Origin of the sequence: Actinoplanes subtropicus, assembly GCF_000721705.1 — a bacterium.
GTDB classification, from domain to species: domain Bacteria; phylum Actinomycetota; class Actinomycetes; order Mycobacteriales; family Micromonosporaceae; genus Actinoplanes; species Actinoplanes subtropicus.
The window spans coordinates 29,977-52,026 of record NZ_JOJL01000056.1 but is presented as its reverse complement, the minus strand read 5'-3'; the positions used below and the strand labels follow the sequence as shown (position 1 = coordinate 52,026).

At 67.3% G+C, this 22,050-nt stretch carries 20 protein-coding genes and 1 pseudogene; 8 read left to right on the top strand and 13 right to left on the bottom strand.

Going from position 1 to position 22,050, the window contains the following annotated elements:
* Nucleotides 1-31: 31 nt before the first annotated feature.
* Nucleotides 32-1,123 (bottom strand): annotated as a pseudogene (locus tag IH26_RS64355) (transposase family protein).
* A 38-nt stretch (nt 1,124-1,161) separates the two neighbouring features.
* A complete protein-coding gene (locus IH26_RS0148695) occupies nt 1,162-1,413 on the bottom strand; it encodes a helix-turn-helix domain-containing protein (protein ID WP_063763903.1) in 252 nt (83 codons plus the stop codon).
* Nucleotides 1,414-1,639: 226 nt separating this feature from the next.
* Between IH26_RS0148695 and IH26_RS0148690 the strand changes: the two genes are divergently transcribed.
* Nucleotides 1,640-2,464, top strand: a complete 825-nt coding sequence (locus IH26_RS0148690) for a hypothetical protein (protein ID WP_030443140.1) — start codon at nt 1,640-1,642, stop codon at nt 2,462-2,464.
* A gap of 55 nt (nt 2,465-2,519) precedes the next feature.
* Here the strand turns inward: IH26_RS0148690 and IH26_RS0148685 are convergent, their stop codons facing one another.
* The 5 genes from IH26_RS0148685 to IH26_RS62440 all read right to left on the bottom strand — a co-directional run bounded on the left by IH26_RS0148685 (nt 2,520) and on the right by IH26_RS62440 (nt 8,768).
* Nucleotides 2,520-3,761 carry an IS701 family transposase gene (locus IH26_RS0148685; RefSeq protein ID WP_030443139.1) on the bottom strand — a complete coding sequence of 414 codons (1,242 nt, stop codon included), beginning with the start codon at nt 3,759-3,761 and terminating at the stop codon, nt 2,520-2,522.
* Between the two features lie 190 nt (nt 3,762-3,951).
* Nucleotides 3,952-5,985 (bottom strand): hypothetical protein, encoded by a 2,034-nt coding sequence (locus IH26_RS56830; protein WP_157437800.1) that lies wholly within the window; start codon nt 5,983-5,985, stop codon nt 3,952-3,954.
* Between the two features lie 155 nt (nt 5,986-6,140).
* Nucleotides 6,141-6,929: a hypothetical protein gene (locus IH26_RS0148675; RefSeq protein ID WP_030443137.1), complete on the bottom strand. Its 789-nt coding sequence runs from the start codon at nt 6,927-6,929 to the stop codon at nt 6,141-6,143.
* A gap of 19 nt (nt 6,930-6,948) precedes the next feature.
* Entirely contained in the window at nt 6,949-7,788 is an 840-nt protein-coding gene (locus IH26_RS0148670) for a vWA domain-containing protein (protein WP_030443136.1), read from the bottom strand.
* 134 nt (nt 7,789-7,922) lie between these two features.
* Nucleotides 7,923-8,768, bottom strand: a complete 846-nt coding sequence (locus IH26_RS62440; RefSeq protein ID WP_211268908.1) for a restriction endonuclease — start codon at nt 8,766-8,768, stop codon at nt 7,923-7,925.
* A 2,591-nt stretch (nt 8,769-11,359) separates the two neighbouring features.
* On the opposite strand from IH26_RS62440, the gene IH26_RS64850 reads away from it, so the two are divergent.
* The 3 genes from IH26_RS64850 (at nt 11,360) to IH26_RS59075 (ending at nt 14,000) form a co-directional block, all read left to right on the top strand.
* A complete protein-coding gene (locus IH26_RS64850; protein WP_157437799.1) occupies nt 11,360-11,827 on the top strand; it encodes a tetratricopeptide repeat protein in 468 nt (155 codons plus the stop codon).
* A 42-nt stretch (nt 11,828-11,869) separates the two neighbouring features.
* Nucleotides 11,870-12,391: a hypothetical protein gene (locus tag IH26_RS60745; RefSeq protein ID WP_157437798.1), complete on the top strand. Its 522-nt coding sequence runs from the start codon at nt 11,870-11,872 to the stop codon at nt 12,389-12,391.
* A 223-nt stretch (nt 12,392-12,614) separates the two neighbouring features.
* Complete coding sequence (locus IH26_RS59075) at nt 12,615-14,000, top strand: protein kinase domain-containing protein (protein ID WP_084599810.1); 1,386 nt, start codon at nt 12,615-12,617, stop codon at nt 13,998-14,000.
* 254 nt (nt 14,001-14,254) lie between these two features.
* On the opposite strand, the gene IH26_RS60740 is transcribed toward IH26_RS59075, so the two are convergent.
* From IH26_RS60740 to IH26_RS56820, 3 genes are all read right to left on the bottom strand, one after another.
* Nucleotides 14,255-15,463, bottom strand: a complete 1,209-nt coding sequence (locus IH26_RS60740; RefSeq protein ID WP_157437797.1) for a hypothetical protein — start codon at nt 15,461-15,463, stop codon at nt 14,255-14,257.
* Nucleotides 15,463-15,831 carry a helix-turn-helix domain-containing protein gene (locus IH26_RS54960; RefSeq protein WP_211268907.1) on the bottom strand — a complete coding sequence of 123 codons (369 nt, stop codon included), beginning with the start codon at nt 15,829-15,831 and terminating at the stop codon, nt 15,463-15,465. Before IH26_RS54960 ends, IH26_RS60740 begins: the two co-directional genes overlap by 1 nt.
* A 517-nt stretch (nt 15,832-16,348) precedes the next feature.
* A complete protein-coding gene (locus IH26_RS56820; protein WP_169789933.1) occupies nt 16,349-16,768 on the bottom strand; it encodes an NUDIX domain-containing protein in 420 nt (139 codons plus the stop codon).
* Nucleotides 16,769-16,893: 125 nt separating this feature from the next.
* Here IH26_RS56820 and IH26_RS0148615 point away from each other — a divergent pair, with 125 nt between their 5' ends.
* Genes IH26_RS0148615 through IH26_RS60730 form a run of 4 tightly spaced genes read left to right on the top strand, consistent with a single transcriptional unit; the run spans nt 16,894 to nt 19,464 of the window.
* A complete protein-coding gene (locus IH26_RS0148615) occupies nt 16,894-17,466 on the top strand; it encodes a hypothetical protein (protein ID WP_030443128.1) in 573 nt (190 codons plus the stop codon).
* 2 nt (nt 17,467-17,468) lie between these two features.
* A complete protein-coding gene (locus IH26_RS0148610; RefSeq protein ID WP_030443127.1) occupies nt 17,469-18,089 on the top strand; it encodes a thymidylate synthase in 621 nt (206 codons plus the stop codon).
* Nucleotides 18,086-19,042 (top strand): hypothetical protein, encoded by a 957-nt coding sequence (locus IH26_RS0148605; RefSeq protein WP_030443126.1) that lies wholly within the window; start codon nt 18,086-18,088, stop codon nt 19,040-19,042. Before IH26_RS0148610 ends, IH26_RS0148605 begins: the two co-directional genes overlap by 4 nt.
* Nucleotides 19,039-19,464: a hypothetical protein gene (locus IH26_RS60730; protein WP_157437795.1), complete on the top strand. Its 426-nt coding sequence runs from the start codon at nt 19,039-19,041 to the stop codon at nt 19,462-19,464. The genes IH26_RS0148605 and IH26_RS60730 overlap by 4 nt, the downstream gene beginning before the upstream one ends.
* On the opposite strand, the gene IH26_RS0148600 is transcribed toward IH26_RS60730, so the two are convergent.
* The 3 genes from IH26_RS0148600 to IH26_RS0148590 are packed head-to-tail and all read right to left on the bottom strand — an operon-like array spanning nt 19,426 to nt 21,799.
* Nucleotides 19,426-20,061, bottom strand: a complete 636-nt coding sequence (locus IH26_RS0148600) for a hypothetical protein (RefSeq protein ID WP_030443125.1) — start codon at nt 20,059-20,061, stop codon at nt 19,426-19,428. The two genes, IH26_RS60730 and IH26_RS0148600, sit on opposite strands and share 39 nt — an antisense overlap.
* Nucleotides 20,058-20,453, bottom strand: a complete 396-nt coding sequence (locus IH26_RS61745) for a hypothetical protein (RefSeq protein ID WP_030443124.1) — start codon at nt 20,451-20,453, stop codon at nt 20,058-20,060. Before IH26_RS61745 ends, IH26_RS0148600 begins: the two co-directional genes overlap by 4 nt.
* A complete protein-coding gene (locus IH26_RS0148590; RefSeq protein WP_030443123.1) occupies nt 20,450-21,799 on the bottom strand; it encodes a radical SAM protein in 1,350 nt (449 codons plus the stop codon). Before IH26_RS0148590 ends, IH26_RS61745 begins: the two co-directional genes overlap by 4 nt.
* Nucleotides 21,800-22,050: the final 251 nt, after the last annotated feature.

Sequence of the window (22,050 nt, the reverse complement as noted above, 5' to 3'; positions counted from 1 at the left end):
AGTACGGACACTGCTCCACCAGTAGTAACACCTAATCACCAGCAAGGTTTAGCCTGCTCAAGACATGTTTCTTGCTGTTCCGCCGACGGGCGCCGACATACGTTCTACCCTTGGCTGCGCTTGCGGTCGAACTGATTCCTGGAGAGTGCAGCGGGTTCGTCGTGCTGGCCTCGAATGATCGCTGCGGCTGAGTTCGCTGAGTCGGCTGAGAGCTAGGAAGCCCCGGGCCGCGCGGCGCATCTTCGGCATAGCGCGACCAGCGGATCCGCGTTGCCAGCTGCCGCGTCCCAGTCTTGATCCGGGTCGGCGGGCGCTCAAACCGCAACCGCCCGCCGGCCCATCCTGACAGGGTCGGGACGGACGATCGCACGGACTGTGACGGCCGGCTAGCGCCTGACCGCCGTCCGGAGGGATGGACTCGCCGACGTGCTACCCGATTGTTTCGGGTCGAGCATTGGGAGTGGGCGCGGTTGACGGCCTTCTGCCGGCGGGACAGCTTGGGCCGGAAGCGCCGCTTGAACGGGGTCCGCACGCTGCCGCGGGCGCCCTGATACCCCTTGTCAGCGAAGGTCATCACCTTCTCACTGGTCAGGGCGTCGATGATGCTGTGGGTGCGGGCGGCGGGCAGGTCAGGTCGTGCGCCGAGCCGGGCAGGTGATGCCCGGATGAATCGGCCGGCGGCGTCGGCGATGACCTGCACGTTCCCGCCGTGGCGTTGGTGTTTGCCGGAGTAGTAAGGCTTCCGGTCGGCGACCCGTTCGATCGGTATCAGCGTGCCATCCAGGATCCCGTACGCCAGCAGCCGGATGCGCCGCATCGCCGTGTCCAAATCGTCGACGGCAGTGCTGAGCAGGGCGATGCTTCTTGGACGTAGCGCCACGCAGTGGCGACGCCGATCTGGAAGCCGGGCGCGAGCCATGTATAGGTGTCGCCATTGCGCCAGGTGGCTCATGGCGAGTAGGGCTTGGCGGCCGGGTTCGAGGCGCCGTCACCGGGACCTGCGCTGCTGGCGGTGGCCGCGGATGCGATCGGCGAGGTGGTTCAGGGTGCGGCTGGGCAACGGGACGGATGTCCGATCCTGCCGAGTGGAAACGTGCCTCTCAGCTGACGATCTGACGTGCAGTTCAGTTCTTAATGGTCGATACCTGTTTGATGCAATGCTTAGGGGGAGCCATCGTCATGAGTGCAACCGCGCTGAGCAAGGTCACCCACCGGGATGCCTAGACCATGCGCGATGGCGTGCAACGTGGTGATCAGCGGCGTCTTGTTTGCCTGCTCGATGTCGATGAGCTGGCGCCGGGAGATGCCGCTTCGCTCGGCGAGTTGCTCCAGTGTGAGTCTTGCCGCCTGCCGGGCTTTCGCGATCGAGAGTCCGAGTGCCGTCACGTCGTACGGTGGCGGCGGTTCGATCACGCGTTTAAGCGAACGTGGAGGTCATCAGCGTGTCAGTGCGCCGGAGCGCACTTTCTCGGCGTTAAGGTGCGGAACGACTGCCGCTGAGTCCTGACTGGTTCCCGTCGCTCGTGCAGTTTTACGGACGCTCCCTCGTTAGGGGGCGTCATCTCCCCGGCCAGGGACATGGCATCTCTCCCCGGCCAGGGAATGGCAGACCGCGTAGTCGAGGCAGGGAGGTCTGGCGTTGAACGCGACCGAGGTGCAGTTCTCCGGTGTCCGGTTCCCCACGCTGCGGCACGCACAGTGGGCTCTGTTCTTCGAGGATCTGTTCATGCCGTGGCAGTTCCGGCCTGAGACGTTCACCCTTGGCAGCGGCGTGCGGTATGAACCCGACTTCTGGCTTCCCCGGCATGAACTGTGGTTCCAGGTCGGAGCCGACGCCGGCTCCGAGGAAGACCTCCGGCAGTGGCAGGAGTTCGCGGCAGCCGCGGACGGTGAGCCGTGCGAGGCGCACAGCCACTTCGTGCCCGGGAAGGCGTGCGAGATCCACGAGATGCATTCGGGCCCGCCGCTACCCGAACAGTGGCGAGCCAGGGAGGTGCTGTACAGCATGGGCGGCTTACCTGTGGCAGAGCACATGGAGGCCGAGGGTCCGAGATGGGACTGCTCCGGATCCATGGAGACCGCGCACGACAGCGGGTACCAGTGGACGGCCTGCCCGGAATGCGGTTACGTCGGAGCGGAACACGCGGGTCGGGCGGACCGTCTCGCGTGCGGCCACGGTGATCCGATCCGCGATAGCAATGAACGTTCCAACGCCCCGCAGATCCTCGCCGCCTACCGGCTGGCCCGGCAAACCGTCGCTGCGCAGTTCGGTGGGCTGTGCGCGGAATGCGCGACACCTATGGACTTCGGGGACCTGGTCGGCGCGGGTCGTCCTGTCGGGCGCCGTCGCTGGTACCACGCCGACTGTCTTTTGGTCAGTCGCCGCAAGCGGTTCCAGATGCACCGGTCCAAAACCAGCGCGGGCAGTCCAGCGGGAAATCCGGGCGAACTGCTCGCCGGCTGACCACTGTCACGGCGATCTGTCCAGCGTGGCTTAGTACTCCAGCCGGGGATCGTGATCACGGTTCTATGAGGGCTTGTCGGGCGTAGTGGCTGTTCATGGCTCGGGCTTGGTGGCGGCGTCGGCGGACCGACCAGAGCAGGGCGTCGGTGTAGCGGCGGGTGGGCTCGATGACCAGGACGTTGAACAGGTGACGGAGTTCGTTGACGGTCAGGGGGATCAACCCGGCCGGGTCGGGCTGCTCGCGGTGCGCGGTGGCTGCGGCGAGGAAGGCATGAGCGAGGATCGCCAAGGTGGTCCACCGGTGCCAGGACGTCCAGCGGCGGTGCTGATGCTGGTCCAGGCCGAGACCGGTCTTCGCGGCCTGGAACGACTCCTCGATCTTCCACCGACGCCCGGCCACCATGACCAGGGTGCGCAGCGCGACGGGCTCGGGTGACCAGCAGCGGTAGAAGGCCAGCTCGCCGGTGCTGCGGTTGCGGCGGATCAGCAGCCAGTGGTGCCCGCCGTGGGCGTCGGCGGCGTGTGGCAGTGCGGTGAAGGACCAGTCGTAGTAGCGGTGGCCTTTCGCCCCTTGGCCGGCGGACATCCGCTGCCAGGCAGCCGCGGGCAGGCCTGCGGCCAGCACGTCGGCACGGTAGACGCCGAGCCCGGTGGTCACCTGATGCGAGCAAGCCACCGCCAGCACGTAGCCCAGCCGCAGCGCGCGCAGCCGGGTGGCCAGGCGAGGGTCACCGCCGTAGGCCTCGTCACCGGCGACCCACCGACAGGGCAGCCCGGCGGTGACCGCGGCCTCGATCATCCGGGATGCCAGCTGCGGCTTGGTCGCGAACCGTACCTGCTCAGGAACGCCGGCCTCAGCCCGGCGCGCGGGGTCGTCACACCACGATTTCGGCAGGTAGAGAGCCGCGTCGAGCATCGCATGGGTGGTCTCGGTTGCGTAGATGAGATGCACCGCGAGCTGGCAGTTCTCGATCTTCCCGGCGGTGCCGGAGTACTGCCGTTGAACCCCGACGGTGTGCCGGCCCTTCTTCAGATCGCCTGTCTCATCGATCACCAGCACCGCCTCGGTATCGCCGAGCTGCTCACCGACGAACTCGCGGACGTCGGCGCGGACCTCGGCGTCGTCCCACGACACCCGGGTCAGCAGGTCCTGCATCCCGTCCGGGCTGGCATCCCCGGCATGCTCGGCGATCGTCCAGCAGTTCTTGCGCGGCAGCGGCGCCAGCAGACCCCGGACGAAGTCACGCACTCGCCGCCTGGGCTCCGGCCTGCGGAAACGCCTTCCGATCGTGAGTATCAGGTCGTCGAACAACACCCGCCATCGTTGGGCGTCTACCCTGTATCCGGCAGCCACCGCTGCGTCATGGTCAGTCCACACAACCGTCCATGATCGACGGTGGCTGCCTCCGTCTTCTCCCCGCCCCACGCTCCAGCGCAGTCAAGGTCAACATCCCCGGCTGGAGTATTAGGCACCTCAGTGAACGGGTCTACGGCGAGGTGACTCCCACGATGGCCAGCAGGTAGGTGCCCGCGGAAACTCCTGTCAGGGGCGCCAGCGCGTCGCTCATGTACCCGGCGTTGCGACGGGCGGCGTTGACCGCCACGTCGGCTCCGACGATGCGGCGATCAAGGTTCGCGCGCTTGGCCTGGGCCTCAGCTTCCAGCTGTTTCTCCTGCGCGTCTAAGGCCACCTGTGCCGCCCCTTCCGCAGCTCGAGCCTGTTCCACCGCGGTGCGGGCCTGCTGCTTGGCCGCGTTCTCTTCAGCGTTGAGAGCAGCCTGGAATTGCTGGACCTGCACGCTCACCTCGTGGCGTTGCTGCGGCGTGAGAGTCTTGGGCGCTTGATTCTCCGCCCGGCTGATGATGTTCTGTCGCCACTGCAGCAGGGCCTTGGCGCGCTTTTCTCCGACGTTCTCCACATACGTCCCATAGTCGGTTCGGCTCCGCTTGATGAACGTCTTGTCGTAACGCCCGTGCCCGGACACGGTGCGGTAATCGACGAAGTCGGCCGCCGTCCGGAAGCCCTGGTCGGCCAGCGCTCCGGCGATTTTGGCCTCGATGCCGCGCGGTGGGTTCTTGGCGATGACGGCGTTGCTCAGTGCGCGCGCAACGTACTCCGCGGCGATCTCGGCAAGTCGTTTCTGCTCTCGGGCCTGCTGGCTGTTGCTCCACTCGGAACGCCGCTGCGCGATGCCTTGCAAGCTTTGCTGCAAGACCTGTTGCGCCTGCGCGGTCGCGGCGTCACGCTGCCGGATGGCGGCGTCCCGCCGGCCGCGCAGCGCCTGCTCCTGGGTGGCTATGGTGGCCTCCAGTTGGGTCCGCGTCTCCCGGACGGCCTGAGCCTGAGCTTGGGCAGCGGTCAGTTCTTGCCGCGCGGCGGCGTAGGCGTCGCGAGCCTTGCGGCGAGCCGCGACCAGCGGATGAGCCAGGTAACTGCCGGCGATCACGACCACGGCGGTAAGGACAGTGAGAACCCAGGCGAAGGCGGGCATGGCGGCCAGCGCGGCCACGCCGACACCGGCCGCGATGCCACCGGCAACGCCGAGCAGCAGACCTGCGGCAGCGAGGCGAGCGGCGGCCAGATGCCTTCCGGCAAACGAGTGCACCGAGGTGCTGGCCGGTGTCTCGGCGGGTGTGGCCGGGCTGACCGGTGCTGTTCCCGGTAGGTGGTCGGCCAGCCAATCTGGTGTCTCTGTCGCGGAAGCAGCGCGTGCTGCCGGCACCGACACCGTGCCCGCGGGCACGGTCTCCAGCGCGGGTACCTGTGACGGGGTCAGGCGGGTGAAGGTGGCGAGCTGGTCGGCGAGAGCGGCCAGATGGGGCGGCCCGGCGGCGCGGAGCGTTTGGAAGGCGCCGGAGGCCGCCGGGTCGAGGTAGTCGTCGGCGGCGAACAGCAGTTTGGTGTCGTCGTCAGTCGTGCGCAGGCGTCGCCAAAGGTCCGGCCGGGCGGCGAGCGCGATCAAGCTGGTGTAGATCACCCAGGCGGAGAATCGGTCGAGGCCGGGCCCGTAGTCGCTGTCGCCGCGGCGGGGATGCTGGTAGTTGACGAGGCCTTTCTCGTTCGGTGGCAGCCCGGCGATCTCCGGGACGTACATGCCGTCGTAGTCGATCAGTTTCAGTTTGTCCTGGCCGGTGATCAGCATGTTGCCGTGCTGCAGGTCGCCGTGGGCGATCCCGGCCTTCTCCAGCGTGGTGACGACGTCGGCGAACCGCTCGGCCACGGTGAGCAGCCGTTCCGGATGTGAGAGGTGCGTTTCCAGCCATGGCATGAGCCCTTGGGCTTGGACCCAGCGCATCTTCAGCAGCGGGTATCGCACGCCGGCCACCATGACCCCGTCGACCTGGTAGTCGAAGTCCACCAGAGCCGGATGGTGCAACGCCCGCAGGGCGGTGGCGATCGCGTGGTACCGGCGGTGCCGGTCCGGGTCGGGCCGGACGAAGCACTTGATCGCCCACTGCTCGCCCGCGGTCCCGTAGACGTGGAAGACGGAGGCGAAGTTGCCCGACACCGGCTCCGGCATGCCGAGGTCGTCGGCTTTGACCGTGCCGGCCCGCAGCTGCGGGTCGGTGAAGGCTAGGCCGGGCGCTTGCAGCGCGTCGACGTAATCGCCGCCGGTCGGGTACCGGGCCGGTGATCTCTGCTGGGTCACGGTGATCGTCCTCGCTCGTCAGCGGTTCACAGGTCGATGCGCAGCAGCGTGGTGTCGTCGTTTTTCAGCGACCCGTTGGCGCGGCAGCCGTCGACGAGGGCGGCGAAGCCGCCGATCTCAGCGTCGGTGCCGAGATCGGACAGGGTGCGCCACGGTGTCCCGCCGGCCCGGGCCTGGGCCAGGAACCACTGGGCCAGCGCGTCGCTGGCCAGCAACAGCTGATCGCCTTGCCGCCACTCGGTGGCCAGCGCCACCACGTGTTCGCCGATCTTGGCGGGGTCGAGCGGCCGGGACGGGGCCAGACCGGGCAGGCTGTCGAACTCGTCGGGGTCGTCGATCGGGAACGCGGTGATCAGCTTGTCGTCGCGTACCTGGAACAGGCAGGCGTCGCCCAGAGCGGCCACCAGCAGCGGACCCTGCCGGTCGGTCGGGCCGTCCAGCAGGTGCGCGCCGACGAGGGTGGCGTAGGCGCCGCGACGTAGCCCGTCCTCCTCGTACCAGGCGATCGGCTCGCCGGCCTCGTCGCGGGCATGCCGGTACTCGGCTTCCACGGCGTCCCAGCCGGCCGCCGCCGCGAGGATCGTCGAGGCCAGGTCGTGCCCGGCGGGCGCGGCCGTGAACGTGGTGGTGAGGTGTCGGGCCCAGTGTCCGGCGAGCATGGCCTCGCTGGCGCCGTCCGCGACCGCGGCGGCCAGCCACGGCCCGGTGACCTCCGTGTCGTCGCCGGCCGCGGGTCGCACGTCGCTGGCGTCCTCGTACTCCTGATCCGTGGAGCCGGCCTTGGCTACCGCGAACGTACTGATGAATGCGCGCATGAGCAGTGCGGTCCCCGGCTCAGCGCAGGTCCGTGGCGCGGGTGCCGATGTCGAGGAACTGCACGATGGTGATCATGTCGGCGTTGTAGACGAAGCCGCGGCTGGTGTCGTCGACGGCGATGCCCTGCTGCGCGGCGTAGGCGCGCATGTGCGGCGGCAGCGGGGAACTCATCGAGAACAAGGTGCGGGCGTACTCGTCGTTCAGATCGGCCGAAGCTCCCGGGAAGACGGTCGGCTTGCCGCCCTCGCTGGACACGTGCAGGTTGAACAGCAGGACGTTGCCGTCGGTGGACGCCAGCTCCCGCAACGCTTCCGCGGCAGGGCGGGGATCTCCGTCGGTGGACTGGCCGTCGGTCAGGTTCAGCACCACCGGCGGGAAGCAGTTCTCGTTGGTCGCCAGGAACGTGTTGGCCAGGACGGTGGCCTGGCGAAGGGCTTCGACCATCGGGGTGCCGTGGTTGCCGACCGGTTCCACCCAGACCGGGAACTTGGTCGGCTGCTCGACCAGCCCGCCGGCGCCGTCGGGGACCTTCTTCATCCGCTCTTCGACCCGGGCCGGGTACTTCGCGACTTGCGACAGCGGCACCAGGTCACGCCCACTGAGCTCGCCTTCGAACAGCGATCCGACGCGTACGCCGTAGCCGATGACGGCAACGTGGAAGTAGTCGCGGACGCCGCCTTCCTTGGCGCACTTGATGGCCAGTTCGCGCAGCAGCCGGTTCAGCGCGTCGGCGACGATGTCCGCCTTGCGGCGCACCAGCTCGCCTTCGGTGATCTCGTCGAGCATGGACGCGGACTGGTCGAGCAGGAAGATGAAGCAGCTGGGGTTCGAGCGGCTGATCTCGGCGGTGTACGCCACGCTGGTTCCTCCCGGATTCGGGTCGTGCAATGGGCAGTCACGTCCCGGTAGGGCGTGACGGTCGGCGGGCGGGGCGAAGGCCTATCGAGGGATGGCTTCGCCAGGTCGGGCACTCCTCAGTCGTGGCAGCGGTTTTACGGCGCCTCGTTCCACCAATCCGTGTTGGCCGGGGCAGCGACCGGCGGCGTGGTGGTGTTCGCCGGTGCGGCGCTGGCGGGAGCCGCGGGCGACGCCGGCGCAGGCTGTCCGGCGGCAGGGGCGATGGGCCGTGAATGTCGCCGTGCCCGTCTCGATGACCACACCGTCCTCAAGTGGTGGAAGCGCCGGGCTGCGGGAAGGCGCGTCAACCGCGCCCGCGCGGACATGACGGGCTGGCCCGGGATCGTGGCGATCGGCACCGTCAGCGAATCCGCCCACCGGCCGAGCGCGTCGCGGTCGATGACGCTGATGTGGCACCGTCGGGCCACGTCAGCGGCCTGAGCGGTGAGGTAGTTGTTCGTGACCAGCAACGCCACGTCCGCGTCGTGGATGTGCCGGGCGGTTCCGGCGAAGCGTTGCACCTCGGGGCTGCCGACTTTCGCGCTGTACCGCTTGCATTGCACGACCAGCCGCCGTCCGTCCGGGGTGTATCCGGTTACGTCGGCACCCATGTCGCCGGCACCGCCGGATACTCGCACCCGCCGGCATCCGCTGGCCCGCATTAGGCGGGCCACCCAGTGCTCGAACTGCGAGCCGGACATGACGTCGGTGACAGCGACGGTGCGCTCCTGCTGGGCCAGCCGCCGCGACCGTTGCACCCACCACCACCAACCCCCGCACGCCGCCGCCAGCACGGCCACCGCGGTCAGGGAAGCCACCAGGGGGTGCTGTTGCACCAGCTGCACGACGATGCTGATGCCCAGCAACGTCGCGCCTGCCAGCCACCAGACCGTGTCCGAGCTGGTACGCCGGGTTGTGCGTCTGCTTCTGCGCCTGGCCATGAACATCTTCCTCGTGCCGTCGGTCGTAGCCCTGCGTGGGCAACTGCTTGCCGACTGTAGAGGGAGGATCTGACACTTCCGTTGAAGTTGATCTATGGCTGACCTGTCAAAAACCCGACACCAACGCTTACGGCCCCGGCCTTGCGCAGCGTCCTCGCCGGATCGCCGTGTCGGTCAGCTCGACCGCACCACGCGGGAGCACTGTGCCCACGCCGGTGCGGCGAGATTGTCATACGTGAATGCGGCGACGTCGGCCGTCCGTAGCGGGCCGCCGCGGCGTGGCGCCGGGAGTTGGCCGAGCACCAGAGCAACTGGTCGGCGTTCTATCGGGCGCACACCGAACTCGTGGCGGTGGATGGCCAGTGGGCCGGCGCTAGAAAGCGCCGAGCCGGGCTCCCGGCTCGGCGGGGGTTCCCGGCTCCACTTCCAGCCCCGATGAGGCTGGCTTCCTAGTCCTTGCTTGAAAGACAGGACATCTGGAATCTAACACATGCTCTGAGCAGCAGCTTTGTTCTCGGCTGAGATTCCGGTCGAACGTGGCGTGTTCAACGCCGCCAACGGGTCCTGGTCTGTTCCAATGTTGAGCGCGTGAGCACCAGAGCGCCGGAAGTCGACCTATGTTCCGTATGCTTGCCACCTCCGGCACCAGCGCCGCCGGTCAGCTGAGGTTTCTGGTCTCGCTCCACCTCACGGTTCTCTCGCCGGTTCGAAACTGTTGATCTGCAAAAGGTCAACAAGGCCGGTTGTCGCATGGTTGCCGAGCGGTTCGAGCAGGGAGAGTGCGACCGGCCAAATCGGCCAGGGCCCGCGCCTGCCAGCTCGGGTTGGTGAGGGAGCGGGCGATCTGCTTGGCCCTGGTGGCCAACCGCGCGGCCCGGTCGTGATCACCGGCGGCCGCGACCGCCGCAGCCAGGCTGGCCAACGTCCGCGCCTGCTCGTCCAGGTCGGTGATGGAGTGGCGGCGGCAAGACTTCGTCCTCGCCGGACGGGCAGGCTCCCAGGATTTACAGCCCGTGCATGTAGCCGTCACTGACCTACGGCGGAAGGCCGTAGTGGGCAGCGCGTCTCCGTACATCTTCTTTACAGCCTGCGGTTGGGCCCGCTTGCCGCCTTGCCGGGCACTCCGTCGATATTCGGCGACCGCTCGTTGTTTCTGGCTTTCTGGCCGATTCGTCGGTAGGCCACCCAGTTGGGAACCTGAGTGTGGTTCGGGGTGGTCAGAAAGAGGTCGGGATGAGTCGCCGGTGGGAGCGTCACGGGTTGCCAGCCGGCGTGTCCACCCTGCTGGGTGTGTTGGTCGGGGCGTTGACGAACCTGGCGACCGCGGGATGGTCATGGGGTTTGTGGATCGGCCTGATGGTGGCGGTCGGGTGTTGGACGATCTGGGAGATCCGGCTACGAGCCCGGGAGCAGCGGGCGGCGGCGGTGCAGGTGCGGGATCGGGTGCTGACTCCGCTGGTACGCGAGGGGTCCGGCGAGGGCGGGGCGTTCGACCTGCTGGTGGCGGATCGCCGGATGGTGCCGTTGCAGGGCCGCCGCACCGAGTTGGAGATCCTGCGGGAGTGGTGCGACAGCGAGGCTCCGGCCGGCGTGCTAGTGCTGTCCGGGCCGGCGGGGGTAGGCAAGACACGGTTGGGTTTGGAGTCGGGGCTGGAGTTGCCCTCGCCGTGGGCGGCCGGCTGGCTGCGGCCCGGCCAGGCCGAGGCGGCGTTGCCGGCAATCGTCGACTGTGGTGATCCCGCGTTGATCGTGATCGATGATGCGGATGCCCGGTCCGAGGTGCCGCGGTTGCTGAACGCGCTGGCCGGTCACAGCGGGCAGCCGCGGGTGCGGCTGCTGCTGATCACCCGGGACGGCGCCGGGCTGCTGTTCGGGTTGCGCCCGCGGGTGGCGGATTCGGCGCGGTGGCTCGTGCAGGACGCCCGGGTGCTTCAGCTCGGGGTGCACGGTGGCGCCGGGGATCGGGAACGCTGGTATGCGTTGGCGGTGGGCCACTTCGCCCGCGAGCGTGGGGTTCTTGCGCCATCGGCGGCGAGTCTGGCCGGGGCGGTGGGCGCAGGCGACGAACCGATGCTGGCGCTGCAGGCACGGGCGTTGTTGACGGTGCTGGCCGCTTCGCAGCGCTCCGGCGCGGTGCGGCGGTTACCGGTCGACCAGGTGATCGAGGAGTTGTTCAGCCACGAGCAGGCGTGGTGGGAGGCGTCCGCGTCGGTCGACCGGTGGGAGTTGTCCGGGCTGGGGGCCGAGACGCGGGAGCGAGGCATCCTGGCGCTGGCGGTTCGCGGTGCGGCGGATGAGGACGCCGCGGTGCGGGTGCTACGGCGGGTACCCGATCTGGCGGACGCGCCCGAGGTGCAGGTTCGCAACTTGGCGCGGTGGGTGTCAGGCCGGTATCCATCGGGCGGCGCTGGGGTCCGCATCAAGCCGGATATGTTCGGCGATTGGTTCGTCGCCGACCGGCTGACCCGGCACCCGGCGTTGGCCACGTCCCTGCTGTCCGACATGGACGCGACTGAGTTGCGGTGGGCATTAGCGGTGTTGACCCGCGCGGCGGGGGCGTTTCCGACGGTGCTTTCGGTCCTGACCCAAGCATGGCAGGCACTCGATCGCGACGCCATCGAGATGGCGATCCGATCGCTCGTTCTGTACCACACAGCACAGCTCGGCCCAACCTCGCCGCCGCCCTGGACAATCTCGGAATCCGCCTGGCGGAGCTGGGTGAGTATCGGCCGGCTCACGAAGCCACCAGCGAAGCGGTCGCCCTCTGGCGGGCCCTGGCCGCCGACGACCCCGCCCGCCAACGCAACCTCGCTATCGCCCTCAACAAGCCCAACCTCGCCGCCGCCCTGGACAATCTCGGAATCCGCCTGGCGGAGCTGGGTGAGTATCGGCCGGCTCACGAAGCCACCAGCGAAGCGGTCGCCCTGTGGCGGGCCCTGGCCGCCGACGACCCCGCCCACCAGCCCAACCTCGCCCAGGCCCTGACCAACCTCGGCAACCGCCTGGCGGAGCTGGGTGAGTATCGGTCGGCTCACGAAGCCACCAGCGAAGCTGGGTGAGGATCGGCCGGCTCACGAAGCCACCAGCGAAGCGGTCGCCCTGTGGGTGAGGATCGGCCGGCTCACGAAGCCACCAGCGAAGCGGTCGCCCTGTGGCGGGCCCTGGCCGCCGACAACCCCGCCCACCAGCCCAACCTCGCCGCCGCCCTGACCAACCTCGGCAACCGCCTGGCGGCGCTGGGTGAGGATCGGCCGGCTCACGAAGCCACCAGCGAAGCGATCACCCTCTGGCGGGCCCTGGCCGCCGACAACCCCGCCCACCAGCCCAACCTCGCCGCCGCCCTGGACAACCTCGGCAATAACCTGTGTGATCTCGGCGAGCACGACAACGAATTTCGTCGCCGACTTGAGGCACTCAAGCTGTACGAAATGTCGGCGGAACGGGACGCAGACCTCCACGGCGCCGACTACGAGCGCGCCGTCGCCAAACTCCAAACCGAGTACGTCCGTCACGGCCAGGAGGAGCAAGCCGCCGGACTTGGACTACCGCCACAACGACGAGACACCAGCGAGCGGAAAGGACCGCCGGAACGCCGTGCCCGGCAAGACGGATCCCGACCTTGACCTCGACGCTGCCACCTCCGGAGGGCGACGCTAACTGGGCACCTCCGCCCTGCTCAGAGCAGGGGAGAGCGATTATCGCAACGCCTCTTCGGTAGGCACCCGGTAAGCCGCCCTCTGCGAGCGGCCGGAGGCTTGGGCGCCTCGCCCAAGATGTAGCGTGTGGACAGCGGATCGGGCGAATCGGGGCTCGACGACGACCACGATTAGGCTGTGAGTGGCAAGAATGGCCGATGAGGGAAGGACTCTCGGACAATATCGACTCCTGAGCCGCCTCGGGGGCGGCGGAAATGCTGACGTCTGGCGTTCCGCAAGCTCGACTGGTGAAGTGGCAGTCAAAGTCCTCAGAAGCCACAAACCTGAACCGTACGGGCGATTCCGCCGCGAGGTCGACCAGCTCCGCCAAGCGAATGACGTGCAGGGGGTCTTGCCGCTGCTCGACGCTCATCTTCCGGAGGAACCCACCCGACAGGATCCAGCTTGGCTGGCGATGCCGATCGCTGAGCCGTTGCTCGGGGCCCTCGGCCATGAGGCGTCAACAGAAGTGGTTGTGTCGGCAGTTCTGGCCTTCGCCAGAACCCTGAATATTCTGCATGGTCGCGGCGTCAGTCATCGCGACATCAAGCCGGCCAACCTGTATAGGTATCGAGATTCATGGGCGATCGGCGACTTTGGCTTAGTGGACGCTCCAGGTGTCGATCCATTGACAGACGGTGCACAGAACGTCGGGCCGCGTCACTATATAGCTCCCGAGATGATCTTGAATCCTGCTGGCGCTGACGGTGCCCCCGCCGATGTCTACTCACTGGCTAAGACAATCTGGGTCTTGCTCACCGGCCAAGCTTTTCCCCTGCCCGGTGAACATCGGCTCGAAATAGAAGCTATGGGCTTGACGGCGTACCGGACTGAGCGCCGACTCAGAACCCTGGAACCACTTCTTGAGTCGATGACCCAGCACGACCCAGGCCGTCGGCCATTGATGTCTCGTGTCGTCACCGAATTGGACGACTGGCTCGCGCCAGCGTCTGCCAAGTCAGAGGTCAAACTAGACCTGGCAATCCTCGCGCGTCGGGCTAACAACGCAGTAGCGCACGAGCGAGCGGCTGCCGATCGAACGAAGCTGCGGCGGGAAACCGTCGACCGTCTCTTCTCTGAGTTGTCCGACCGGGCCACCACTATCGCCGACGCATGTGTCGATAGTGGGATGGCGGTATTTCGAGGTCACGCCTACCACTCACCGTATCCCTTTAGTACCGACGCTACCGAACATATGATCGAGGAGCTCGATATAGTCGCAACCACTCAGATGGGAGGAGAGGATCCGCCTGTATCGCGATCAGCAGGAATGCTTTTACAGGCGCATGAGGATGCAGTCGGTCTCAAGCTATGGATCGCAGTGTCTTCTATGCCCCGCGTTGATCCGGAGACTGTCATGCTTGTCGGCGCCGCTCTCGTTTTTCCCGGTGGTCGTAGAATGAGCATCTGGAGCGAGCGGGAACAATTTATCGCTGGAGGGCCAAGTGAAGCATCGGCGATGGACAACCTCGTAACGGCGATGCGTGAGCATCTGTCCACTGATGTCGAACGGTGGATTGAGGAACTTGAGCGCTAGCAAAGGTCCTCAGTACTCCGGGAGACCGCGCGGCCTGGGGCTCGTTTCATCTCCCGCGATTCGCCCGGCCCAGAGGGGGTCCCCAACACGCTTTCCAAGCGGATACGTGGGCCAGCGACGCGGCGCAGTGATCAGCTCAGGTTGCGCGTCTCACTCCACCTCACGGTTCTCTCGTCGGTCTGAACTTGTTGATCTCGGAGTCCGGCAATTAGCTGTTCGTGCAGGTGCCGATCAAATGTCCAAGGAGCTGCCGGCTAGCCGATGGGGAGGCCGACGTTTTTCATGAGTTCCTTGGCGTAGCCCGTCAGGAGCAGCCCAAGCGTGCTGCTAGTTGCGCCGGTCAGAACCTCCAGCGTGCGGCTCATCATCGTGGCGACGAGTCCCGAGTTTGGCTCGCCGCGCTCAAGTTCACCCTCGATGACGGCGGCGTTGCGGCGGACTGCGGCGGCCTGTTCCTCGGACAGCCCGAGGACTGGGAGCGCCTCGACGATCGCTCTTATCAGGCTAGCGATCTCGTCGCCGGCAAGGCCAGTCGTCAGAGTGAAGTGCTGAGAGACGTGTTTGCCTTGTAGCGAGACGTTCCCGGTCACGGATCCGATGTTGTTGTTGATGATCGAGCGGTCATCTCTCTGGTTCGGGTAGTCAGCCACGCTTCCTCCGGATACAACACATTCTTGCCCCTTGATGGTGATCTGTACGAACAGAACACCCGGCACTTCGACACCACCGGCGTATTCGCGGAAAAGCCGTATCAGCCCTCTCCGTTGGAGGTGTTCTGCAGCGAGGCGAAACAAGCTCGCAGGAAGGGGCCTGTCTTCGAAGATCGCATGCCCGCTGTGCAGCACTCCGTCGACGTGACTTCGCCGTTCGCCGATGGGGTCTTGCTCGCTCAGCCAATGCAGCAGGCCGTCCATGGCGGCGGTCAGGCGGCGCAACTCCCGCTGCGCCTGGTCACGGATCCGACGTTGTTCGGCTCGTCGCTCGGCACCTCTCCTTCCGGCATCGGTGAGTGTTCCTCGGGGACCGCCCTCAGGCTGTCGGTCTTGGCGGCTCTCACCCTCGGTGTAGATGATCAGACCCGCATCTTGCAGCTCCATATAGCGGTATTTCCAGATGACTCGGTCTGCCTCGAAGCGCCCGGTGGAACGCCAAGTCCATGGGTCACCAGGGTCCGCCGCGGCGTACGCGATCTTGCGAAGCCACTCGTCCGGGTCTGGTACTTCAAGGGGGTTGCGCTGCTTCCGCTGTACCCCCCGGAAAAAGTCCTGCGGGTCTGGAGCGTAGATCCCGGCCCAAGGCGCGATTTCGCGCGGAGGAGGTAGGTACGAACGCCGAGCAGGCTGAGCCGGTATCGGGCGATGCCAGAACAGAGACAGGGCCTCGTTCGGGTGCTCGTAGAGCCAATCCAGGAACTGTTCCCGTTCGCTGGTTGAAGGCTTGTCGGCCGACGACTGAGTTGTCATCAGGCTGCACGACCTTGATCGAGGTGGGCGTAGCCCGTTCCACGCGGTACGCCCAGGTCCCGGGCGATCTGGTCGACGGTGAAGGTCTGCGAGGCGTACATCTGCCGGGCGACGGCGGTCTTTTCCGGGGTCATTTTGCGGGGCCTGCCGCCTCGGCGGCCGCGGGCGTGGCGCGAGGCGGTGGCTTCCAGGCCGGCGGTAGTGCGGTCGGCGAGGCCGGTCGGCCGGGCAGCGACGTGGACCTGCAACCGCCGTGGACACCGCGCAACCAGGTATGGGAGCTCGACGACAACCAGCTGCCTATCCTGCTGCTGCGCTGCGGCGGCGCCGTCCAGCCGCTTCACCCACCGGGGACTCACCTCGCCCATCACCTCATCGTGACCGGCTCTCGACGTCGGGTCCAGCAGTTGGGCGTCTGAAGGGCGTGACGTTCTCTCGGCCGGGCGCTGCGCGCAGAGCCTCGTTTTCGCGCACGAGTTCGATGATCACGTTGGCATAGGTCTGGAGGAGGGCCTCGAGGCCGGCGCAGTGCTCCCGCAGTTCGTCATGCTTGTCTTGCAGGTCATCGGCAGTGGTGCGGGGTTTGGGTGGCCGGCGGTTCATTGGCCATCTGGCGGGCGAACGTGTTGAACCGGATCGTCTCCGGTGCGGCGGCGAAGGCCTGGCCGAGCACGCCCAGGGTGGCCTCGTGCTCGTGGATGAGGTGGTGTCCGCAGGGACCTCGATCAGATGCCGGGGGCGGCGCGGGCCTCCCGATCGCAGTGATCTTCGCGCGGAGGAGTGAGTCATGCCGTTCGTCAAGCCGCACGAACGCGGCGGCAAGCCGGTCAAGGGTTACTACCGGCTGAACTCGATCTGGAACTTCTGGTTCGAGTAAAGACCGACTTAGACCGGCTGTACGTCCCGGTAGCGGTCCCACAGGGCGGCGGTATCGGGGCTGAGGAGACCGGCGCGATGCAGGCGGTCGACGACGCTGGGCGGCACCCAGCCGGAAGCGCTCCATTCTGCCGCGCAGTTCGGGATGGGCACGCGGTCGATGACGATGTCAAACAGATGGACGGTGTGCCGGACCGTCCCGTCGTCGTAGAGGAAAGCGAGAATCGGGCTGGGGCGGCCGTCGAGCCCCGTCTCCTCCCGCAGCTCTCGCCTGGCGGCGGCCTCGGCGGTCTCCGCGTCGTTGACTTTCCCGCCTGCACCGATGCCGAACCGCCCGGGGTAACGGGTCCGCCAGGGGGTGCGGCGGTTGATGAAGTACCACCCCGCCCGGTCGCGGACGACCACCACCGCCACGCTCGTGTCTCGCACCCGGTCATGGTCAGCACTGCGGCCGCGAGAACTGGGCAATCACGCCGTCGAGGGCGCGCCGGAGACGGTTCGCAAGCGCGAAGTTCGATGATTGTCGCTATCGTGAAGCTTCACGCCGCCGCGCTGTGGAGGACGACGTGGACGGATGGCGCATCGTGGAACGTCCGGGCCGGCTCGGCAGCGGCCGGCCGCAGCGCGTCGCTGAATGGGATGACACGTACGGGCCGGGATCGTGGCGTCTGGCCTGGCTCATCGCCGGTCAATATCATGACGGCAATGCGTCGCTCAGCCTGTACGAAGATGCCTACTTCCGTCTCCTGTATGGCAGCGCGGAGACGCGCGAAGCGCTGGTGAGCACCGCACGCGACATCTACGTGCACGACCCGTCCGACACTGCAGCGGGACTCGACTATCGGCGACAGGATGCGCCCGGTCACCATCTCGAGGACATCGCGATCCGGCGCTGCCTGGTGCGCCTCGGTACGTGGTTCCACGGTGACCAACTCGTCCGGCTCGGCGGGGTGGACAAGGATCCCGATCCCGAATGGCTGCGGTCGCAGCTCAGCCCGCACCGGCTGCCGTTCCACCGGCCGGACCTGCTCGTCCGGCCTGAGCTGACCGGCTGGTGGTTGCCGGGCTCGGTGGAGAGCTTCTACCAGTCCAACAAGTTCCTGCTGGCCCGGGCGGCGGAGGGGTGACAGTGGAGATCGTCATGGAGAACGTGGCCACCGGCTGGCCGCAGATCGTGGCCGCCTGCCGTGGCGAGCAGGCCACCCGCATTTCGACCCGGCACGGCATTTCCTTCGACTTACCCGGTCTCAGTATCGTCGTGCTCGATCCGCATGACCGGCGACCGCCCGCCGATTTCGCGTTTCCAGAGCTCATCACCGACTACGCCAGTCGCCTCTTCGGCGAGGGAAGAGTCGACTCCCTGCTGGACCGGCGGCTGCGACGCAGGAGTACGGCCGGTGGCACGGACCGGGATCAGCTCGACGAGATCCGCAGCCTGCTCCGGGCCGAGGAAAGCACGCGCGGCGCGGTGTTCGACCTCTGGGATGTCGGCGACGACCTGGGCGCCGAGTTCCCGGTCTCGCCCGTCGGCGGGTGTTTCCGCGTCATTGATGACGTACTTTGGCTGTTCCTCACTGTTCGCAGCGTGGACGTGATGCTCGGCCTGGTGCCGGAGCTGCTGGCCTTCGCGCGTGTGGCGACTGACATGGCGCTGGACTTGGGCCTAACGGACGCGCGCCTGCAGCTGCATTGCTGGAGCGCCCATCTCTACGAGATTGACTTCCTGTTGCCGATGCGGGGGCCCCGATGAGCCGGGTGCTCACCCTGTTGGATAGCGGTACGGTCGACCTCAAGACAATCGACCGGGTGCTGCAGTCGGTGGTGTTCTTCGCTGACGCGGTCGCCGTGCGGGCCTCGTACAAAGTCGCCGGCCTGGACAAGCCCCGAGCCCGGCAGATCGACCGGCGGCTAACCGACCTGCACGAACAGAAGCTCATCTCCCTCTGGGCGCACGAGTACGAGGTCGATGACGCGGGCAGGGTGCGCGCCCCGTTCTTGCCGGGTTCCGACCGCCGCACCGCCGACGTCGTCGTCGAAGCGGCGGGACTTGCCGAGCGGCTTTCGGAGATGAACGACATGCTGCGGGTGAGCAGGGAAGAGGCTTACCGCCGCCATCCCGGCCGCCTGCTGCGCCAGGGCGTCGCCGAGGTCGTCAGCCTGCGCAACCAACTGAGCTCCCTGGTCATCTCCGCTGAGCTCGGCCAGGACGGCCTACTCGGGAACCCTGCCACCCGTAGCATTCTGCTCCAGCCCAGTGGAGCTGACCGCCCGGCCACGTTCCGCGAGGCAGTGGCGCAGGAGGTCGTCGGTCGGCTGCGGCTGGGCCCTCTGAGCATGCTCACCCCTGACGAGATTGCTGTCGCCCGCCGGCACAACGCCGGGTTCCGTCGGCTGCTGGACGATTCCCTTCTCGCAGTATCCCAAGGCATGGACCCGCTCATCACGCCCGAGGCGGCGGCGCAGGAGATCGTCAACCGGTACCGCGAGACCACCACCCGGATGAACCTGCGCTCGGAGACCGGTGCGCTCGCCGCCGACGTCGCGTTCGACGTGCTCGGCATGGTGATGCCGCCGAGCGTCCTGGTGAAGTACGCCCTGAATGCGTTCACCTGGCGCAGGCGGGTAAAGGAGGCTCAGCCCTACCTGATGCTGCTGCACCTGGAACGTCGGCTTGGGCAGCAGGCCCTCCCGCCGCCGCGGTGACGATGCGCTCACGGCAAATCTCTTCGCCCTGCTGCCTGGGCATCATTGAGAGCGCCGCCAATCTGTCGCTGAGCGGCCGCATCTACTGGACCGTCGCCACGCCGCCGGGCGACCTCACCTTGCCGGCCCTGGCACGGAGTCTGAGCGAACACCGTCGGCGCGACCAGGTTTTCCTGTTGCCGCCCGAGGCCGGCGATTGGTTCCGGCTCTCGTTCGCGATCGACGGCGCGCGCCACGCCCTCGCATTTCAGTACGTTTGGGCCGTTTCGGTGGCCGCTCGGGAGCGTAGTTCGCCGAATCCCACCGACCTTCTGCTCTGGTGGCTGCGGGCGGCGATGCCGCGGCAGTGTGCGCGGGATCTGCGGCGGATGAGACGGGCGTTGTCAGCGGTCGATCGGCGGTTTTCCTGGCACGGGCAATGAGGGCAAATCCGCGGTCGGCCGGTCACCCCAGCGTTCCGGCATCCGGCCAGGCAGCGACACAAGGCACAGGTCGGTGGACAGCAGCGGGAAGGCGTCGCTGAGGCCGTTGGCGCGCAGCGTGTCGCCGCTGGTGACCAGCAGGACCCCGCCGCCCAGTGGGTCCGCAGCGATTACCGCCTCGGAGGAGCCGTGCATGGACACGATCGGTAGCTGGCCGTACTGCCGCGACTCCGTTAGCCAGCGGGTGGTGATCGCGGGATATTCGGAGTAGATCCGGCCCACCCGGCGGCCGGGGACGGTCACGAAGCACACGAAGGACGCACGGCTCGGGCCCAGATCGCGAATGTCCAGTTCCCGATCGTTGGCGAGTGCCCACTCGACGGCAACGTCATAGCCGGTAAGGCCGACGTCCGCGACATCCAGTGCCACGACCTGCGGGACGTCGCTGCCCCGGCATAGCAGGATGTCGTGGTCCCCGGCCCACAACCGCAGTTGCCGGTGCTGCTCGATCTCCTCGGTCAGCCCGAACGTGGTCCGGAGATGGGCGTAGGCCGGTTTGTGCAGGCGGCTTGATAGCGACGGCGCGCAGATTCTCACCTGCCGTCCGTCAGCGCCTTGGCGAGGAAGTCCGGTGCGTCCGCGGTGCTGACGATGTCCGTGACCAGCGCGGCGATGGCCGCTTCGGCCGGTGGCTCCGAGATGTAGACGGGCAGGCCCAGCGCGGCCGCGAAACCCGTCTCGATGCAGACGCTGCGGCCCGTGTAGCCGTCGGCAGCGACGATGTAGATTGCGGCCGAGCGCCGAATCTTGTCGAGAAACTCGTGGGTGAGCTCCCGCTTCTGCTCCGGTGTTACCTCAACGAGTTGCTCGTTGAAGTCGAACCGCGGGGTGTTGACAGTGATCCCGCGTTCGGCGAGTTGGCCAGTGACGGTCCGCACTACGTCGTAGTACTTGGAACTGCTGCAGATGGTCAGCTCGCGCGCCTTCACGATGCCGCTCCCTTCGCAGGATCTCCTAGCGAGACCAGATGCCGTGGGCACTGAAGATACCGCCTGCCCCGCTTCGCGCTCGTCAACTGCTCCCAGCGCATCGAGGGGGAGGGACCGGCCGGCACGGCATACCGGTCGAGGCCGCGGCGGTTGGTCAGCGCGTCGTACGAGAGGTTGAACGGACGTACGGCGAGACGCAACGGCAGATCGGGTGCCAGCTCGGCCAATGCCGTATACAAACTGGACAGATGGGCGTCACTCCAGCCGGCGCCGCCGATCGCCGGGTAGACGTCGATGCCGAGTTCGAGAGCCCGGCGCAGACCCATGAGGACCCGTGGCCAGTCGGCGTCATCGGGCGTCGGATGGATGGTGACGTGGACCGCCAATCCGCCGATCGAATGCAACCGGGCGGCGGTCCCAACAGGGGCGGACTCCAAGGCGTACGCGAAGGCGGTCATGTTGCTCTCAACCTTGAGCAGGCAGACCTCGGCGAGGTCGTGTCGTCGCAGTTCGTCGTGCACGTCGGCGATGAATTCGGGAACGAGCAGGGGCTCTCCGCCACTGATGCGCAGGATGGACAACTGTTCTCCGGCCTGCTGCCGTTCGCGGCGCAGAGCCACGAACGCGCTTATCAGATCGGCGGCGCTGGCCTGAAAACTGTCCTGGGCGCTCAGATGCCGGAACTCCACGTAGCAGTACGGGCAGCGCAGGTTGCAGGCGGCGACGTGGCAGATGGCCGCGAGATTGTGATCGCTCCAGTGCCCGCCGAGCCGGGCAGCCGCTAGCACCGGGCTGTCCGACAGCGTCGCCAGGTGCCGCATGCCGCTGAACTCCGGAAGACCGGTCGGCAGCCTCAACCGACTCCGCTTCACCGGGACGAACAGCCGGAAGAAGCGGTTCTGGACAGCCCCGAGCCGGGTCTTCGTCAGGTCAGTCAGCAGGATCTGTCCGGTGGATGTGCGTACCTGCGTGTAAGCACGCTGGATGGCGCGGTTCGCTGAAGGGGTTGTCATCGACCCACCTGTCCCTGCGGTCCGGCTATGCGGCCAGGAATGAGACCAGCATCGATGGTCTCCCGCGGTGTGGCTACCTGTCCATATGACCGCCCGACGCACCGGGTGGGCGAGGATCGGGGCGTGGGGGTCTGGGACCGCGGCAAGGATCTCGTGGACATCGTCGTCGGGTCGCTGCGGATGCTCGATGGTGAGCATTGCGTCCTCGACCTGGGTGTCCGCCCGCTGCCAGCCGCCGGCGTCCGGGTTGAACTGGCCGGCCCGGGCGAGCCGGATCGCGGTGATCGCCAGCGCCTTCTGCCCGAAGCCGCGGTGGTAACGCCAGGGTGGCACCGCCGAGGTCGGTCTTGGCCGCGGCGGCGTCGACCGCGGGACCGTTACCCCACTCCAACGTCCAGGTAGCGCCGGTGTCTTGCTCCGCGTTGAAGCGTGGAGCCTCCTCGAGTAGGGCGGCGTAGTCTGCCGACGCCGATGAGCCCCCGCATCCCGTCGTCGTGGTGAACAATGCATTCGCTTTCGACCTCGCCTGAGGCGGGTTCCCGGGTCCTCGAACCTCGGCCAGGATCGGATCCCGATGATCGTGC

Excerpts from the sequence above, each read along its gene's own strand:
- IH26_RS0148675 (WP_030443137.1), bottom strand. The coding sequence starts at position 6,929 with ATGCGCGCATTCATCAGTACGTTCGCGGTAGCCAAGGCCGGCTCCACG.
- IH26_RS59075 (WP_084599810.1), top strand. The coding sequence starts at position 12,615 with ATGGCCGATGAGGGAAGGACTCTCGGACAATATCGACTCCTGAGCCGC.
- IH26_RS60740 (WP_157437797.1), bottom strand. The coding sequence starts at position 15,463 with ATGACAACTCAGTCGTCGGCCGACAAGCCTTCAACCAGCGAACGGGAA.
- IH26_RS64850 (WP_157437799.1), top strand. The coding sequence starts at position 11,360 with ATGGCAGGCACTCGATCGCGACGCCATCGAGATGGCGATCCGATCGCT.
- IH26_RS56830 (WP_157437800.1), bottom strand. The coding sequence starts at position 5,985 with ATGCCGGAGCCGGTGTCGGGCAACTTCGCCTCCGTCTTCCACGTCTAC.
- IH26_RS62440 (WP_211268908.1), bottom strand. The coding sequence starts at position 8,768 with ATGGCCAGGCGCAGAAGCAGACGCACAACCCGGCGTACCAGCTCGGAC.
- IH26_RS0148605 (WP_030443126.1), top strand. The coding sequence starts at position 18,086 with ATGAGCCGGGTGCTCACCCTGTTGGATAGCGGTACGGTCGACCTCAAG.
- IH26_RS54960 (WP_211268907.1), bottom strand. The coding sequence starts at position 15,831 with ATGGGCGAGGTGAGTCCCCGGTGGGTGAAGCGGCTGGACGGCGCCGCC.